At 72.6% G+C, this 15,616-nt stretch carries 15 protein-coding genes; 6 read left to right on the top strand and 9 right to left on the bottom strand.

What is annotated here, in order from left to right:
• Positions 1–31: 31 nt before the first annotated feature.
• The 3 genes from hpt to folE all read left to right on the top strand — a co-directional run bounded on the left by hpt (position 32) and on the right by folE (position 3,553).
• Positions 32–592 (top strand): hypoxanthine phosphoribosyltransferase, encoded by a 561-nt coding sequence (hpt, locus tag AC07DA_RS11400; protein WP_479127308.1) that lies wholly within the window; start codon positions 32–34, stop codon positions 590–592.
• A gap of 187 nt (positions 593–779) precedes the next feature.
• Positions 780–2,819, top strand: a complete 2,040-nt coding sequence (gene ftsH, locus AC07DA_RS11395) for an ATP-dependent zinc metalloprotease FtsH (protein WP_479127306.1) — start codon at positions 780–782, stop codon at positions 2,817–2,819.
• Positions 2,820–2,947: 128 nt separating this feature from the next.
• Positions 2,948–3,553, top strand: a complete 606-nt coding sequence (gene folE / locus AC07DA_RS11390) for a GTP cyclohydrolase I FolE (protein WP_479126851.1) — start codon at positions 2,948–2,950, stop codon at positions 3,551–3,553.
• Between the two features lie 9 nt (positions 3,554–3,562).
• Here the strand turns inward: folE and AC07DA_RS11385 are convergent, their stop codons facing one another.
• From AC07DA_RS11385 to AC07DA_RS11360, 6 genes are all read right to left on the bottom strand, one after another.
• The gene (locus tag AC07DA_RS11385) at positions 3,563–4,051 is read right to left on the bottom strand and encodes a DUF3180 domain-containing protein (protein WP_479126849.1); all 489 of its coding nucleotides are present in this window, start codon (positions 4,049–4,051) and stop codon (positions 3,563–3,565) included.
• A 58-nt stretch (positions 4,052–4,109) separates the two neighbouring features.
• Complete coding sequence (folK, locus tag AC07DA_RS11380) at positions 4,110–4,721, bottom strand: 2-amino-4-hydroxy-6-hydroxymethyldihydropteridine diphosphokinase (RefSeq protein WP_479126847.1); 612 nt, start codon at positions 4,719–4,721, stop codon at positions 4,110–4,112.
• A complete protein-coding gene (gene folB / locus AC07DA_RS11375) occupies positions 4,718–5,077 on the bottom strand; it encodes a dihydroneopterin aldolase (RefSeq protein ID WP_094057055.1) in 360 nt (119 codons plus the stop codon). The genes folK and folB overlap by 4 nt, the downstream gene beginning before the upstream one ends.
• Positions 5,078–5,315: 238 nt before the next feature.
• Complete coding sequence (locus tag AC07DA_RS11370; RefSeq protein ID WP_479126844.1) at positions 5,316–5,822, bottom strand: nuclear transport factor 2 family protein; 507 nt, start codon at positions 5,820–5,822, stop codon at positions 5,316–5,318.
• Positions 5,819–6,700: a dihydropteroate synthase gene (gene folP / locus AC07DA_RS11365; RefSeq protein WP_479126842.1), complete on the bottom strand. Its 882-nt coding sequence runs from the start codon at positions 6,698–6,700 to the stop codon at positions 5,819–5,821. Before folP ends, AC07DA_RS11370 begins: the two co-directional genes overlap by 4 nt.
• Positions 6,701–6,772: 72 nt before the next feature.
• Positions 6,773–8,608: a phosphatidylglycerol lysyltransferase domain-containing protein gene (locus tag AC07DA_RS11360; protein ID WP_479126840.1), complete on the bottom strand. Its 1,836-nt coding sequence runs from the start codon at positions 8,606–8,608 to the stop codon at positions 6,773–6,775.
• Between the two features lie 234 nt (positions 8,609–8,842).
• Between AC07DA_RS11360 and AC07DA_RS11355 the strand changes: the two genes are divergently transcribed.
• Together AC07DA_RS11355 and AC07DA_RS11350 are read left to right on the top strand one after the other, a co-directional pair.
• A complete protein-coding gene (locus AC07DA_RS11355; protein WP_479126838.1) occupies positions 8,843–9,961 on the top strand; it encodes an alpha/beta hydrolase in 1,119 nt (372 codons plus the stop codon).
• A 181-nt stretch (positions 9,962–10,142) separates the two neighbouring features.
• Positions 10,143–11,336 (top strand): hypothetical protein, encoded by a 1,194-nt coding sequence (locus AC07DA_RS11350; RefSeq protein ID WP_479126836.1) that lies wholly within the window; start codon positions 10,143–10,145, stop codon positions 11,334–11,336.
• 78 nt (positions 11,337–11,414) lie between these two features.
• On the opposite strand, the gene AC07DA_RS11345 is transcribed toward AC07DA_RS11350, so the two are convergent.
• Entirely contained in the window at positions 11,415–12,758 is a 1,344-nt protein-coding gene (locus AC07DA_RS11345) for a PH domain-containing protein (RefSeq protein ID WP_479126834.1), read from the bottom strand.
• A complete protein-coding gene (locus AC07DA_RS11340) occupies positions 12,755–13,369 on the bottom strand; it encodes a PH domain-containing protein (RefSeq protein ID WP_479126831.1) in 615 nt (204 codons plus the stop codon). Before AC07DA_RS11340 ends, AC07DA_RS11345 begins: the two co-directional genes overlap by 4 nt.
• Before the next feature lie 31 nt (positions 13,370–13,400).
• On the opposite strand from AC07DA_RS11340, the gene AC07DA_RS11335 reads away from it, so the two are divergent.
• Positions 13,401–14,552 carry an NADH-quinone oxidoreductase subunit D gene (locus AC07DA_RS11335; protein ID WP_479126829.1) on the top strand — a complete coding sequence of 384 codons (1,152 nt, stop codon included), beginning with the start codon at positions 13,401–13,403 and terminating at the stop codon, positions 14,550–14,552.
• A gap of 31 nt (positions 14,553–14,583) precedes the next feature.
• Here the strand turns inward: AC07DA_RS11335 and AC07DA_RS11330 are convergent, their stop codons facing one another.
• Complete coding sequence (locus AC07DA_RS11330; RefSeq protein WP_479126827.1) at positions 14,584–15,570, bottom strand: SAM-dependent methyltransferase; 987 nt, start codon at positions 15,568–15,570, stop codon at positions 14,584–14,586.
• Positions 15,571–15,616: the final 46 nt, after the last annotated feature.

The following is a 15,616-nucleotide window of genomic DNA, read 5'->3' as shown; positions in this document are numbered from 1 at the left end:
GGCCGACCGGCCGGTGGGACGACCGAAAGTGATGCGGGTGGACGCGAAAGACATGGGTGACGACCTCCAGCAGGTACTCATCACCAAGGAAGAGATCGACGCCAAGCTGGCCGAGCTGGCAGCGAAGATCGACGCGGAGTACGCGGGCAAGGACCTGCTGATCGTCGGTGTCCTCAAGGGCGCGGTGATGGTCATGGCCGACCTCGCGCGGGCGCTGTCCACCCCCGTCACCATGGACTGGATGGCCGTATCCTCGTACGGGGCGGGCACCCAGTCCTCCGGTGTGGTGCGGATCCTCAAGGACCTCGACACCGACATCAAGGGCAAGCACGTCCTCATCGTCGAGGACATCATCGACTCCGGCCTGACCCTGTCGTGGCTGCTCTCCAACCTCGGCTCGCGCGAGCCCGCCTCCCTGAAGGTGTGCACGCTGCTGCGCAAGCCCGAGGCCGCGAAGGTGGCCATCGACGTGGAATGGGTCGGCTTCGACATCCCGAACGAGTTCGTCGTGGGCTACGGCCTCGACTACGCCGAGAAGTACCGCAACCTCCCGTTCGTCGGTACGCTCGCGCCTCACGTCTACGGCGGCTGAACCCCCGTCCCGGGAGCCGTGGCCGTGATCGGGAACCCCGGCGGGCTTCCCGCCGTTGGAGCATGCGTGGACGGATCGCCAGCCGCACCGCGCAGCTTCAGGTGACAATGCTGGGGTACCGTCCGAAGAACAGCCTTTTATCAAACTCACTATGGCAGGAGGGACGGGGCGGCACCGCTCCGTGTGGATGGACGTGAAGCGATACTTCCGTGGGCCGGTCATGTGGATCGTGCTGGCCGTCCTTGCCGTGGTCGTGTTGATGCAGGTCGTCGGCTCGTCCGGGGGCTACAAGACGGTGGACACCGGCCAGGTCGTCCAGGCGATCAACCAGAACAAGGTGGAGTCGGCCAAGCTCACCACCGGTGACGAGCAGACCATCAAGGTCACGCTCAAGGGCGACGAAAAGATCGAGGGCAGCTCGAAGATCCAGGCGAGCTACATCGGGGACCAGGGCGTCGCCCTCGCCAACACGCTGCAGAACAAGTACCAGGACAAGCAGATCCCGGACGGCTACACGGTCTCGCCGTCCAAGCAGAACCCCTTCGTCGGGATCCTGCTCTCGCTGCTTCCGTTCGTCCTGATCGTGGTCGTCTTCCTGTTCCTGATGAACCAGATGCAGGGCGGCGGCTCCCGGGTCATGAACTTCGGGAAGTCCAAGGCCAAGCTCATCACCAAGGACACCCCCAAGACGACGTTCGCCGATGTCGCCGGGTCCGACGAGGCCGTCGAGGAACTCCACGAGATCAAGGAGTTCCTCCAGGAGCCGGCCAAGTTCCAGGCGGTCGGGGCCAAGATCCCCAAGGGCGTGCTGCTCTACGGCCCGCCCGGCACCGGCAAGACCCTGCTCGCGCGTGCCGTCGCGGGCGAGGCGGGCGTGCCGTTCTACTCGATCTCCGGTTCCGACTTCGTCGAGATGTTCGTCGGTGTCGGTGCCTCCCGTGTGCGTGACCTGTTCGAGCAGGCCAAGGCGAACGCCCCGGCGATCGTCTTCGTCGACGAGATCGACGCGGTCGGCCGCCACCGCGGCGCCGGCCTCGGCGGCGGTCACGACGAGCGCGAGCAGACCCTGAACCAGCTGCTCGTCGAGATGGACGGCTTCGACGTCAAGGGCGGCGTGATCCTCATCGCCGCGACGAACCGGCCCGACATCCTCGACCCGGCCCTCCTGCGCCCCGGCCGTTTCGACCGGCAGATCGCCGTCGACCGCCCGGACATGCAGGGCCGTCTGGAGATCCTCAAGGTCCACCAGAAGGGCAAGCCGGTCGCCCCGGACGTCGACCTGTCGGCCGTCGCCCGCCGTACGCCCGGCATGACCGGTGCCGATCTCGCCAACGTGCTGAACGAGGCCGCCCTGCTGACGGCCCGCAGCGACCAGAAGCTGATCGACAACCACATGCTGGACGAGGCGATCGACCGTGTGGTCGCGGGCCCGCAGAAGCGGACCCGGATCATGTCGGACAAGGAGAAGAAGATCACCGCGTACCACGAGGGCGGGCACGCCCTGGTCGCGGCGGCCTCGCCGAACTCCGACCCGGTCCACAAGATCACGATCCTCTCGCGCGGCCGTGCCCTCGGCTACACGATGGTCCTGCCGGACGAGGACAAGTACTCGACCACGCGCAACGAGATGCTCGACCAGCTCGCCTACATGCTGGGCGGCCGCGCGGCCGAGGAGCTCGTCTTCCACGACCCGACCACCGGTGCCGCGAACGACATCGAGAAGGCCACCAGTCTGGCCCGCGCGATGGTCACGCAGTACGGCATGACCGAGCGTCTGGGCGCGATCAAGTTCGGCGGGGACAACACCGAGCCGTTCCTCGGACGTGAGATGTCTCACCAGCGGGACTACTCGGAAGAGGTCGCCGCGCTGGTCGACGAAGAGGTCAAGAAGCTCATCGAGACCGCGCACAACGAGGCCTGGGAGATCCTGGTCGAGAACCGCGACGTCCTCGACAACCTCGTTCTGCAGCTGCTGGAGAAGGAGACCCTGGGCAAGGAGGAGATCGCCGAGATCTTCGCCCCCATCGTCAAGCGCCCGCCCCGGCCCGCCTGGACCGGCTCCTCCCGCCGCACGCCGTCCACCCGCCCGCCGGTCCTCTCCCCCAAGGAGCTGGCCCTGACGAACGGGGCGAACGGCGCGACGCCGGCCATCAGCACCGCCAAGAGCACCGCGGCGGAGCCCGCCCCGGCGCCCGAGCGGACCCCGGAGGACCGCCCCGAGAGCTGACCCGGCTCTCCCGGTGGTGCCACCGGGCCCGGAATGGATGCCGCGCCCCCCAGGTTTTAGCCTGGGGGGCGCGGCTTTCCGCCATTTACGCAGGCCGCCCCCTGATGGACACAGGAACGAGGCACCAGATGACCGACCCCGTGACGCTGGACGGCGAGGGCCAGATCGGCGAGTTCGACGAGAAGCGCGCCGAGAACGCCGTGCGCGAACTGCTGATCGCGGTCGGCGAGGACCCGGACCGCGAGGGTCTGAGGGAGACGCCGGCGCGGGTGGCGCGGGCGTACCGGGAGATATTCGCGGGGCTGTGGCAGAGGCCCGAGGACGTGCTCACCACGACGTTCGACCTCGGACACGACGAGATGGTCCTGGTGAAGGACATCGAGGTGCTGAGCTCCTGCGAACATCACCTGGTGCCGTTCGTCGGTGTGGCGCACGTCGGGTACATCCCGTCCGTCGAAGGCAAGATCACGGGCCTGTCGAAGCTCGCCCGGCTCGTGGACGTCTATGCCCGGCGCCCGCAGGTGCAGGAACGACTCACCACGCAGATCGCCGACTCCCTGATGGAGATCCTGGAGCCGCGCGGCGTGATCGTCGTGGTCGAGTGCGAGCACATGTGCATGTCGATGCGCGGGGTGCGGAAGGTGGGCGCGAAGACGATCACCTCGGCGGTCCGGGGGCAGCTGCGCGACCCGGCGACGCGCAATGAGGCGATGAGCCTCATCATGGCGCGCTGACGTCCCGCGTCACACCGAGGGCGCCGTCCCCGTGCCGTCGTGTTCGTCGTCCTCCGGGAGCTTGCAGACGCGCTCCAGGAAGATCGCCGCCGCTATCACGCCGATGCCGGCGAGGACCGAGAAGCCGGCGTAGATGGCCTGGTCGCGGCGGGCGGGGATGTCGAGGGACTCCAGCAGGAAGACGCCGGTGCCGCCGTACATGCCGGACACCAGGGCGGCGACCAGGGCGCTGGCGTGGCCGAAGACCACCGCGCGGGCCGCCATCATGGGGTCGACGCCCTTGGCGTCGGGCCGGCGCTCGCGCTGGGCCTTCAGGCGGGAGCGCAGCGAGAGCGCCGTGGCCAGCAGGACCACGGCGATCAGGGCCAGGACGACGGGCGCGGCCAGGGGGACGCTGGGGAGCGTGCCGATCGAGTTCCACAGGCGGGCGCCCGCCCAGGACAGGACTCCGGCCACGACGAAGACGCCGGCCAGCAACCTGATGCGCAGCTCTTTCACGGTGTCCCTTCGGTTCCCCCGGGTCCGGCCCCGTTCGCGGCCGTCTTGACCTTAACGGCTACTCGGGCAGCCGGAGTTCCAGGTCGGCGCGGGGCGCGACCCCTTCGCGGGTGACGGCGTCCAGCAGGCCGGCGACCGGGCCGCGGCCGGGCAGCTGCGCCTCCGGGTCCAGGTCGTGCCAGGGGGCCAGGACGAAGGCGCGCTCGTGGGCGCGCGGGTGGGGGAGGGTGAGCCGCGGGTCGTCGGAGACGACGTCGGCGTAGGACACGATGTCGACGTCGAGGGTGCGCGGGCCCCAGCGCTCGTCGCGCACGCGGTGGAAGGCCTCCTCGACCGCGTGGGCGCGTTCCAGGAGCGAGGCGGGCGGGAGGGTCGTCTTGAGGACCACGACCGCGTTGAAGTAGGACGGCTGGCTGCCGGGGTCCACGCCCCAGGGCTCGGTCTCGTAGACGGGGGAGACGGCCTTGACGCGGACGCCGGGCGTGTCCTCCAGGGCGTCGACGGCTCCCTGGAGGGTCTCCAGGCGGTTGCCGAGGTTGGAGCCGAGGGCGACCACGGCCCGTTTCGGGTTCGACAGGGTCGTGTCGGCGGCGTCGACCTTGTCGACGACGGAGGCGGGCACCGGCTGTACGGTCGGGTCGCTGGGACCCTTCAGGAAGGGCGCGGTCATACTCGGCTCCGGGTGATGGTGACGGTCACGTCGTCGAAGGGGACCGTGATCGGGGCGTCCGGCTTGTGGACGCAGACCTCCACCTGCTGGACCACCTCGTGCTTCAGGCATACCTGGGCGATGCGCTCGGCGAGCGTCTCGACGAGGTCGACGGGCTCGCCCTGGACGACGGCCACGACCTCCTCCGCCACGATGCCGTAGTGCACGGTCTTCGCCAGGTCGTCGTCGGCCGCGGCCGGTCGGGTGTCCAGGCCGAGGACGAGGTCCACGATGAAGGTCTGGCCCTCCTCGCGTTCCCTCGGGAACACACCGTGGTGCCCACGGGCCTTCAGCCCGCGCAGCGCGACACGATCCACGCGAATCACTCCTGCAATCGTCGGTCACGGCCGGTCCGTGCCGTGTGCGGGCGGCACACCGGCCTCGGTCGAATCTACCTGCGAGCGCGGGCGGGGCCGGGCCACGGGGGCGCGGGGCCGGCCGGGGCCCGGCAGGATTCACCCGGCGTTTCCCCTGGGGAACCCGGCGGCTCACGGGTTGGCGGCCGCCCCGAGTCCACGGTCCGGTGATTCCCACCACTACCGGGCGACTACCCACTCAGGCGGGGGTGTCGTCCTGTTCGTCCTCGTCGGTTTCGGCCAGGACGGGGGAAGCGTGGTGCGACCAGATCTTCCACCCCTGGGGCGTGCGCCGGAACACATTGGTGGCGACCACGAGCTGCCCGACGAGCGGGCCGAGCTCCTCACCCTCGCCCTCGGGGGCGGGACCGCCGCTGAGGATGTTCTCCGTGCAGGTCACCAGGGCGGTGTCACCGGTGACGGAGACGTGCACGTCGGTGAGGAAGAACTGGATGTAGTCGGTGTTGGCCATGATCAGGGCGTAGGAGCGCAGGACCTCGCCGCGGCCGGTGAGCACGGGCCAGCCGGGGTGCACGCAGGAGACCACGCCGGTGTCGGCCGGGTCGTGGTAGGTCTCGTCGACGCCCAGGTCGGCGGGGGTGAGCCAGAGCGACGCGAGTTCCTCGAAGTCGCCCTGTTCCAGTGCCTCGTAGAAGGCGGTGTTGGCGGCCTCGACCTGCTCGACGTCGGTGTGCGGGGCGCTCACCGGGTTCCTTCCGTGCCGGCGCGTGCCCCTTCGAGGGCGCGGGCGACGCGCACGGCGTCCGCGGTGGCGCGCACCTCGTGCACGCGGACGGCCCACGCGCCGGCGTGCGCCGCGAGCGCGGAGACGGCGGCGGTCGCCGCGTCGCGTTCGCGGGCGGGCGGGGGCGGGGCGTCGGGCCCGGCCAGCACCCGGCCGAGGAACCGCTTGCGGGAGGCGGCGACGAGGACGGGGCGGCCCAGGCGGAGCACCCCGTCCAGGCCCGCGAGGAGCGCGAGGTCGTGCTCGGCGTCCTTGGAGAAGCCGAGGCCGGGGTCGACGACGACGCGGTCGGGGGCGATGCCGCCGGCGAGGACGGCCTCCACGCGCGCGTGCAGCTCGTCGACGACCTCGGTGACGACGTCGGCGTAGACGCCCTTGACGTTGCCGCCCTGGAGGAAGCCGCGCCAGTGCATGACGACGAAGGGCGCGCCGGCGTCGGCGACGGCGGGGATCATGCGGGGGTCGGCCAGGCCGCCGCTGACGTCGTTGACGAGGACGGCGCCGGCCGCGAGGGCCCGCTCGGCGACGGAGGCGCGCATGGTGTCGACGGAGACGGTGACGCCCTCGGAGGCCAGACCGCGGACGACGGGGATGACGCGGCGCAGTTCCTCGGCCTCGTCCACCCGGGTGGCGCCGGGCCGGGTCGACTCGCCGCCGACGTCGACCAGGTCCGCGCCCTCGGCCACGAGGTCGAGGCCGTGCTTGACGGCGGCCGTGGTGTCGAAGAAGCGGCCGCCGTCGGAGAAGGAGTCGGGCGTGACGTTCACGACTCCCATGACCGCGCAGCGGTCCCATTCCGGTAGGCCCGCCACGCGCCCGCGTCCGCTCTGGTTGCTCATATGTTCAGCGTAGGCCCAGGGGGAGGCCGTCAGGCGCCGCGGCCCGGCGGCGGCCCGTGCGGACGGTCCGGGTCAGGCCGCACGGACGTTGCGTTCGGCCGCCGTGTGGTGGGCGCAGGGGCGGCGGCCCGTCGTGCGGCGGCGGCGCAGGAAGCGGGGCAGGGGCAGGGCGAGATTGACGAAACCTTCCGCCTGCATGGCGGCGAAGCCGATGCGGGGCAGGTCGGCCGAGGCGCGGTAGACGACGAAGCGGGGCTCCCAGCGCGGCTGGAACTTGGCGTTGAACTTGTACAGGGACTCGATCTGGAACCAGCGGGAGAGGAAGACCAGCAGGCCGCGCCAGGCGCGCAGCACCGGGCCCGCGCCGATCTTCTCGCCCCGTGCCAGGGCCGAGCGGAACATCGCGAAGTTGAGGGACACGCGCGTGATGCCGAACCTCGGGGCGGCCTGCAGGGCGGCCACGATGAGCAGTTCGTTCATGCCGGGGTCGGCGGAGCGGTCGCGGCGCATGAGGTCGAGCGAGGCGCCGTCGGTGCCCCAGGGCACGAAGTGCAGGACGGCCTTGAGGTCGCCGTGCGGGCCGGGGTGGTCGTCCTGCTTGTGGGCGGTGGCGATGAGGCAGTCGCCGTCGGCGGGGTCGCCGACCCGCCCGAGGGCCATGGAGAAGCCGCGCTCGGTGTCGGTGCCGCGCCAGTCGTCGGCGGCGCGCCGGACGCGCTCCAGCTCGGCCTCCCCGAGGTCACGGACACGTCGTACCCGGGTCTCGTAACCGGCGCGCTCGATGCGCTTGACCATCTGGCGCACGTTGCGCATCGCGCGGCCGGCGAGCGAGAAATCCATGACGTCCACCACCGCCTCGTCGCCCAGTTCGAGGGCGTCGAGCCCGGTCTCGCGGGTCCACACCTCGCCGCCGGTCTCGGAGCAGCCCATGACGGCAGGGGTCCAGGAGTGGGCCCGGGCCTCGTCCATGAACCGTTCGATGGCGCCGGGCCAGGCCTCGACGTCGCCGATGGGGTCGCCGCTGGCGAGCATCACGCCGGAGACCACGCGGTAGGTGACGGCCGCCTTGCCGCTGGGGGAGAAGACGACGGCCTTGTCGCGGCGCAGGGCGAAGTGGCCGAGGGAGTCGCGGCCGCCGTGCTTGGCCAGCAGGGCGCGCAGCCGCGCCTCGTCCTCCTCGGTGAGCTGGGCGGCCGGGTGCTCGGGGCGGAAGGCCAGGTAGACGGTGGTGACGGCGGTGAGCAGGCCGAGGGCGCCGAGCGAGAAGGCGACGGTCCAGGAGGTGGGGCCCTCGTAGTCGACCGGGCCCTCGAAGCCGAAGAGGCCGTAGACGACGTGGGTGATGCGGTCGGCCAGGCTCGGGTCGCCGAGCATGCGGTCGCCGTGGACGCTGACGATGAGCAGGCCCAGCAGCAGCGAACCGGCGCTCATCAGCACGAAGTTGGCGAGTGCCCGCCAGCGGCTGCGCGGGTCGGGCAGGGCGTCGAACTGGTCGCGGTGGCGCAGCAGGGGCGCCAGCAGGGCCAGCGAGATGAGGACGCCGACGATCGAGTGGCGGTAGGTGAACTGCGCGACGGCCCCGGCCGGGAGCAGGGCGACGGCCGCCCGCCAGGCCCGGCGCTTGCCGCGCTTGAGGCCGTGGGCGAGCAGCAGCAACAGCACGCCGGTGCTCAGCGACAGGGCGGCGGCGAAGGGGCCGAGGGCACCGGGCAGCACCTCGGCGATGGCGTGCATCCGGCTGTGCCGGAAGCGGGGGAAGACGCCCGCGGCGATGTCGAGCACGCCCACCAGGGCGCACGCCCTGCCGACGAGGAGGGGGACGGCCTCGGGGCGTGGCCCGCGCAGCAGCCGGCCCACCCGGCCCGTGCGCGCCGTGGTGCCGCGGCGGCTCGGAACCCCGCCCGACATTTCCTCATCTGTCCTGACAGACATCGCATCCCGTAGTTCTGCGAGAGACCTTGGATCCGGTGCCGATTCGGGCATCCGGCGACATTGCGCCCTCTAGGACGGTGTCTCGGGGGGAGAGGTTCACTCCCCACGTCAAAGCCGTTTCAAAGGCGGAGGAAAGTCCGGGACAAGCCCTCGCGAAGGTCCGATCGCGGGGGCGGGGCCGGGCGGAGAGCGCGGACAGGTAACCGATCCATGGGTCTCACGAGTGACAAGGTGCTCGCACTGGCGGTGCTGTCCGCCGTGCTGCTGTTCACCGGCACGGTCCGGTGGTGGCCGCGGCTGGCCCGGCGGGGCTGGCGGGCGGTGAGCGGCCGTGTCGGGCTGCTCCTCGGCACGCAGCTGGCGCTGTTCGCCGCGGTGGGCCTGGCCGCCAACCAGGCCTTCGGCTTCTACGCGAGCTGGGCGGACCTGTTCGGGCAGGAGAAGGAGCAGGGGGTGGTCGTCGACCACACGCCGGGCCGGGGTCCGCTGGAGGTGGTCGGCTCACGGCGGGTGCCGGGAGCGGGCGGGGTGCGCCCGGCCTCCGGCGGCCGGATCCAGGAGGTCCGGCTCGTGGGCCGCACGACCCGCATCGCCACGCCCGCGTACGTCTATCTGCCGCCGGAGTACTTCCAGCCGCGGTACCGCACCCACCGGTTCCCGGCGGCGGTCGTGCTGACCGGCTATCCGGGAACGGCGTCGGCGCTGGTGGAGAAGCTGCACTATCCGCGGACCGCGCTGGAACTGGCCCGGGCCGGCCGGATGCGGCCGATGATCCTCGTGATGCTGCGGCCGACGGTGGCCCCGCCCCGGGACACCGAGTGCGTCGACATCCCCGGCGGTCCGCGGACGGAGTCGTTCTTCGCGAAGGATCTGCCCGACGCGCTGCGCGCGCACTACCGGGTGGCCGGAAAGCCGGGGGGTCTCGGCATCGTCGGCAACTCCACGGGCGGCTATTGCGCGTTGAAGATCGCGCTGCACCATCCCGGTGTGTACACCGCCGGGGCGGGCCTGTCCGCGTACTACAAGGCGCCGATCGACGCCACGACGGGCGATCTCTTCCACGGCGACAAGGACCTGCGCAATCGCGCCGATCTGCGGTGGTACCTCGCGCACATGCCCGCTCCCGACACGTCCCTGCTGGTCACCAGCAGCAGGAAGGGCGAGAGCAACTACAAGGACACGCTGGAGTTCATAGCGCGCGTGAAGGACACGGGGCGGACGCGGATCTCCTCGATCGTCCTGGAAAGCGGTGGGCACAACTTCAACACCTGGCGGCGTGAGATTCCGGCGACGCTGGAGTGGATGAGCGGACGGCTGACGCGAAGGTGAGCACGGGCCGGAAGGCGTTGTCGCACACACCGGTCCATGGCGGTGGAAATGATCTTGGGAATTGAATGAACGGACCATTCCGGTTCTTCTCGAGTTCTGATGCGGCGTGACTCTCTCGGTATGGCTTTGTTTTTGCGGGGTGGCTCACCACGATTCGCCTACGCGCGGTAAGTTTCTGGCCATGCCACGTGGACGTCATCGCCATTCCCCGCCCCTGCACAGGCTGCTGCCCCCGTCGGCGATCGCAGGCGTCTCCCTCGTCTGCGCCCTGGGGCCCTGGGTGTTCACGGAGCCGGCGGTGCTCCGTGGCCTGGCCGCGGCCGCCGCGGCGACGGCGGTCACCGGCGCGGTCGTGCTGCGCCGTTGGGACATCCAGGCGGGCAAGCGCGTCGCCGACCTCACGCGCGCGCGGGCGAGCGACGAGTGGCGCTTCGAGGAGCGCGTCGCCGAACTCGAGGCCGACCTGGAGGAGTCCCGCGAACTGCGCGCCAAGCTGGAACAGCGGCTGCGCGCCAAGCGCACGGAACTGGCCGGGCTGCGCAACGAACACGCCGCGCTGCTGCGCCGGTACGCCACGTCGGAGACCGAGCGCGCGAGCGTCCTGGAGGAGCGCCGGGTCCTGGAGATCGAGGCGACCGCTCCCGTGCGGGCGGCGCTGCCGGCCGGGGCCGCGGAGGCGGCGGACGGCGGCCCGGCGGAGCCGGGCGGGGCGGCTGCCGGTCTCGCCGCGGAGGCGGTGCCCGCGGTGCCCGCGGTGTTCTCGCCGGAGGGTTCCCGGCTGTTCCTGCGGGCCGCGGCCGCGCTGGCCCGGTTCGACGGCGAGCGGGTCCCGGACCCGGACGGCGGCGGTGACGGCGACGGCGTACCCGAGGGCGCGGACGCCGCGGAGCCCGCGCAGAAGTCCCAGGCGGAGCGGGCTGAGCAGGCTGAGCAGCGGGAGCCGTCCCGTGGGGACGAGCCGCAGGGGCAGTCCGGGGCGGTCGGCGGGCCCGAGCACGCGACCGCCGCGAAGAGCGGGACCGGGCAGCCGCCCGCGCCCGCCCGGGCCGGGCAGGCGGTGTCCGGTCACTACGCCGTGCCGACCGCCGTGGCCGTCGCGCCGCAGCAGCCGGTGCGGCGCCCGCCGACCGAGGGCGGCTTCGACTTCTTCGGCACCAAGAAGGGCACCTCACGGGCCGCCCTGGAGGCCGTGCAGAACGAGGACCTCGCCGACGTCGTCGGCCAGGAGGCCCTCGCCCTGCACAAGGCCGAGACCGAGGCCCGCTACAAGCCCGCGGACGAGGAGTCCCGCGGCATCGGCCAGGTCATCGACCTGACGGCGCACGACGAGACGGAGCAGATCGACCTGAAGGGGCTGCGCAGCGCGGTGTCCTGACCGTGCTCGGACCGCCCGTGCGCGACGGCCCCCGGCCACGGCCGGGGGCCGTCGCCGTCTGCGCGCGTCGGGTGCGGCTCACGCCATCCAGCGGTCCGGGCGGGCGTCCCGGCGTCCGGTGCGCGACCGTTCCGCCTGGGCCGCCAGCAGTTCGCGCGCCTCGGCGGCGTCGCGCAGCCGTGCCGTCACCGTCTTGTCGGCACCGGTGTCCACCGCCACGTCGGCCAGGCCCCGGGCCCGTTCCCACGGCCCCTGCGTCATCCGCACGCTCTGCACCTTGGCGTGCGGCACCAGCGCCAGAGTCCGCCGCAGCAGCCCCGAACGGGCCGCGAACACGGCGTCCGTGACGGCGAGTCCGTAGCCCCGCCACCACACCGGCACGCACCAGCGGGCGCGCCGCGGCGAGGGTGCCAGGGCCGCGCGCTCCGGCACGGTCACCCCGGGCAGCACCCGCGCGACGACGTCCTCGGCGACCTCGCGCGGGGCGACCGGCACCAGCACGGAGTTGGACGAGCCGGCGACGTCCAGTTCCACGCGCACCCAGCCGCGCCGCCGCCACAGCAGCGGCTCCACGATCCGCACGGTCTGCACGCGTCCCGGCGGCACCGTCTCGTGGGCCCGGTCCAGCAGGCCGTGGTCGATGCGCAGCCCGTCGGGCGACTCGCCCACGGTCCAGTCGTACTCGGTGACGAACCGGCCCACGCTGCTCGCGCCGGCCGCGCCCAGCAGCGGCAGGGCGACCGCGAGGACCGTCCACAGGCTGTGGGTGGCCAGCCACAGCACCGGCGGCACGACGAGCGCCGCGGCCAGCGACCCCCAGGTCGCGCCGGTCAGCACCAGCGACATCGCGAGCACGCCCGGTGGCACCCGCAGCAGCTGCCGGGAGGGGGCCTCGCCCACCTGGTGCGCGGTCTCGGGGGCGAAACCGGCGGCCCGGGCGAGCAGTTCGGCCCGCAGGGCCCTCGCCTCGCCGGCGCCGAGGAAGGCCAGTTCGTCCTTCTTGTCGGTGCCTATGACGTCGAGCCGCAGCTTGGCGACCCCCGCGACCCGGGCGAGCAGCGGCTGGGTGACGTCGACGGCCTGGATCCGCTCCAGACGGATGTGGGCGGTGCGGCGGAAGACCAGGCCGGTGCGGATGCGCAGTTCGGTGCCGGTCACCGCGAAGCGGGTGAACCACCAGGAGCAGAAGCCGTAGAGGGCGGCGGCCGGGACGATCACCGCGAGGCCGATCAGCAGGGTCGTGGTGGTCAGGCGGGTGAGGTGGCGCTGCGCCCCGTCGGGGTCGTGCACGGCCCAGCCGATGAGGACGGCGACCGGGGCCCAGGCCCGGCGGAGCGGGGTGACGGGGTGCAGCCGCCGCTCGATCACGTCACCCGCGGCCCCGGTCGGCCCGGTCGGCTCGGCGGCCTGCGGGGTCGTCACAGCCCCGCCGATCGGGCCTCGCCCAGCTCGGTGAGCCGGTCGCGCAGGCGTTCCGCCTCGGCCGGGTCCAGGCCGGGAATGGTCGCGTCGGTCGCCGCGGCGGCCGTGTGCAACTGCACGCTGGCCAGCCCGAAGTGCCGCTCCACGGGCCCGGAGGTCACCTCGACGAGCTGCATCCGCCCGTACGGCACCACGGTCTCCTCGCGCCACAGCACGCCCCGGCTGATCAGCAGGTCGTCGGCCCGCTCGGCGTACCGCCAGGAACGCCAGTTGCGCTCGATCATCACCCAGCCCCAGACGGCCAGCGCCAGTGGCGGCAGCGCGAACAGCGCCCAGACGGGCCCGGCCAGCAGTCCCGGCAGGAGCCCGGCGGCCAGGGTGATCAGCCCGAGCCAGACGACCAGCAGCAGCCGCCGCATCTTCAGCAGGCCGGGGGGCAGGGCGATCCAGGCGGGCTCGGCGGGGGTGTACGGGTCACCCGAGCCGACCGGGCCTGCCGGGCCGACCGGGTCCGCTGGGCCGACTGGGCCCTCCGGGTCCACAGGGCCCGCCGGCCCGGTCCCGTGGCCTGCCCCCGTCGTCCCCGTCTCGTGCGCGCTCCCCGTCTCCATGAGGTCAGGGTACGTAGGGGAGACTGTGTCCATGACTCCTACGACGGAGACCATGGTCGGAATCGGCGGTGCCGCGGAGAGCACCGACATGGTGCTCAACATCGGGCCCCAGCACCCCTCCACGCACGGCGTGCTGCGCCTGAAGCTCGTCCTGGACGGCGAGCGCATCACGCACGCGGAGCCGGTGATCGGCTACATGCACCGCGGCGCCGAGAAGCTGTTCGAGGCGCGCGACTACCGCCAGATCATCATGCTCGCCAACCGCCACGACTGGCTGTCGGCGTTCTCCAACGAACTGGGCGTCGTCCTCGCCGTGGAGCGGATGCTCGGCATGGAGGTCCCCGAGCGGGCCGTGTGGCTGCGCACGCTGCTCGCCGAGCTGAACCGGGTGCTCAACCACCTGATGTTCCTCGGCTCGTACCCGCTGGAGCTCGGCGGGATCACCCCGATCTTCTACGCGTTCCGGGAGCGCGAGGAGCTCCAGCACGTGATGGAGGAGGTCTCCGGCGGGCGGATCCACTACATGTTCAACCGCGTCGGCGGCCTCAAGGAGGACCTGCCGGCCGGCTGGACCGGGCGCGCGCGCACCGCCGTCGCCGACGTCCGCTCCCGCATGGACCGCTTCGACGACCTGGTGCTGGGCAACGAGATCTTCCGCGGCCGCACCCGGGGCGTCGGAGTCCTCAGCCCGCGGGCCGTCCACGCCTACGGCGTCAGCGGGCCGATCGGCCGCGCCTCGGGCGTCGACTTCGACCTGCGCCGCGACGAGCCGTACCTGGCCTACGGCGAGCTCCAGGACACCCTGAAGGTCGTGACGCGCTCGGAGGGCGACTGCCTCGCCCGCTTCGAGTGCCTCCTGGAGCAGACGCACAACGCGCTCGACCTGGCCGACGCCTGCCTCGACCGGCTCGCCGACCTGCCGCCCGGGCCGGTCAACCAGCGCCTGCCCAAGGTCCTCAAGGCACCCGAGGGGCACACGTACGCCTGGACCGAGAACCCCCTCGGGATCAACGGCTACTACCTGGTCAGCAAGGGCGAGAAGACCCCGTACCGGCTCAAGCTGCGCTCCGCGTCGTACAACAACATCCAGGCGCTGACGGAGCTGCTGCCGGGGACGCTCGTCGCGGACATGGTGGCGATCCTGGGGTCGTTGTTCTTCGTCGTGGGCGACATCGACAAGTAGCCGCCGGCCTCGGCACAGGCGGCTCCGGCGCCTAGAACGGGTCCTCGATCCCCACCGGCTGCACCAGCCAGCCGAAGTCGCCGAGACCGCCGGCCGCGGTCAGCTCGGCGGCCTCCCCGGCGCCCGCGAGGGCGCGCACGTAGGCGGCCGGGTCGGTGGACGCCAGCGTGAGCGCGGGGCGTGCGCCGGTCACGCCGAGCGCGCGCAGCGCCTCGCGCTGCGGGAGCACCCGCCCGCCGGGCAGCGCGCAGGCGTCCAGGGCGACATGGGCGGTGATGTCGCAGGAGCCGTCCGGCACGGGCGTGGTCTCGCGGCCCTCCCGGAAGCCGGTGAGCGTCCCGAACGGCGGCCGCGTCCGGGCCGTGTGCGCGTAGTCCACGGCGACGGCGAGCCCCCGGCCGACGGCCGCGACCGCCGCGGCCCAGGCCTCGTCCCGGGGCAGCCCGATCTCGGCCCGCAGCCCCTCCTCGGCGGGCAGCGGCCACCACCGCTCCAGCCACCGGGCATCCGCCCCGCCCACCGGCTCCCCGAGCCGCTCGGTCCCGTCCGCGCGCACCAGGACCTGACGGGCCAGGCCCGCGGAGTCCACCTCCGCGACCTCCACCGGCACGTTGTCCAGCCACTCGTTGGCGAACAGCAGCCCCGTCGTCCCCGGCGGCGGAGCGGACCGCCACTCGATCCGGTGATCGAGTCCCGAGGGCCGCGCGGCGACCTCGACGGCGTACACGCGCGTGCGGCCCGCCACCTCGGCGGGCAGCGCGGCGAGCACCCCCGCGGCCAGCTCGCCCCGCCCGGCGGCCATGTCGACGAAGTCCAGCACCGCGGGCCGGCCGAGTGCCTCGTCGACCCGGCACAGCAGCCGCGCCACGGCCCCCGCGAACTGCGCCGACGCGTGCACCGAGGTACGGAAGTGCGCGCCCGGCCCCGCGTCCCGGCGGTAGAACCCGCGCGGTCCGTACAGCGCCTCGCGCGCCGCGGCCCGCCACCCTCGCCACTCGTCCCTCGCACCCGCAGTCACCGGGCCAGGCTATGCGCACACAAGGCACGCAACTCCACCTTGCGGA

The sequence above is a fragment of the Streptomyces sp. NPDC044921 genome (assembly GCF_056432865.1).
The sequence above is the reverse complement of the archived record's forward strand: the minus strand, read 5'-3'. Positions and strand labels throughout refer to the sequence as shown.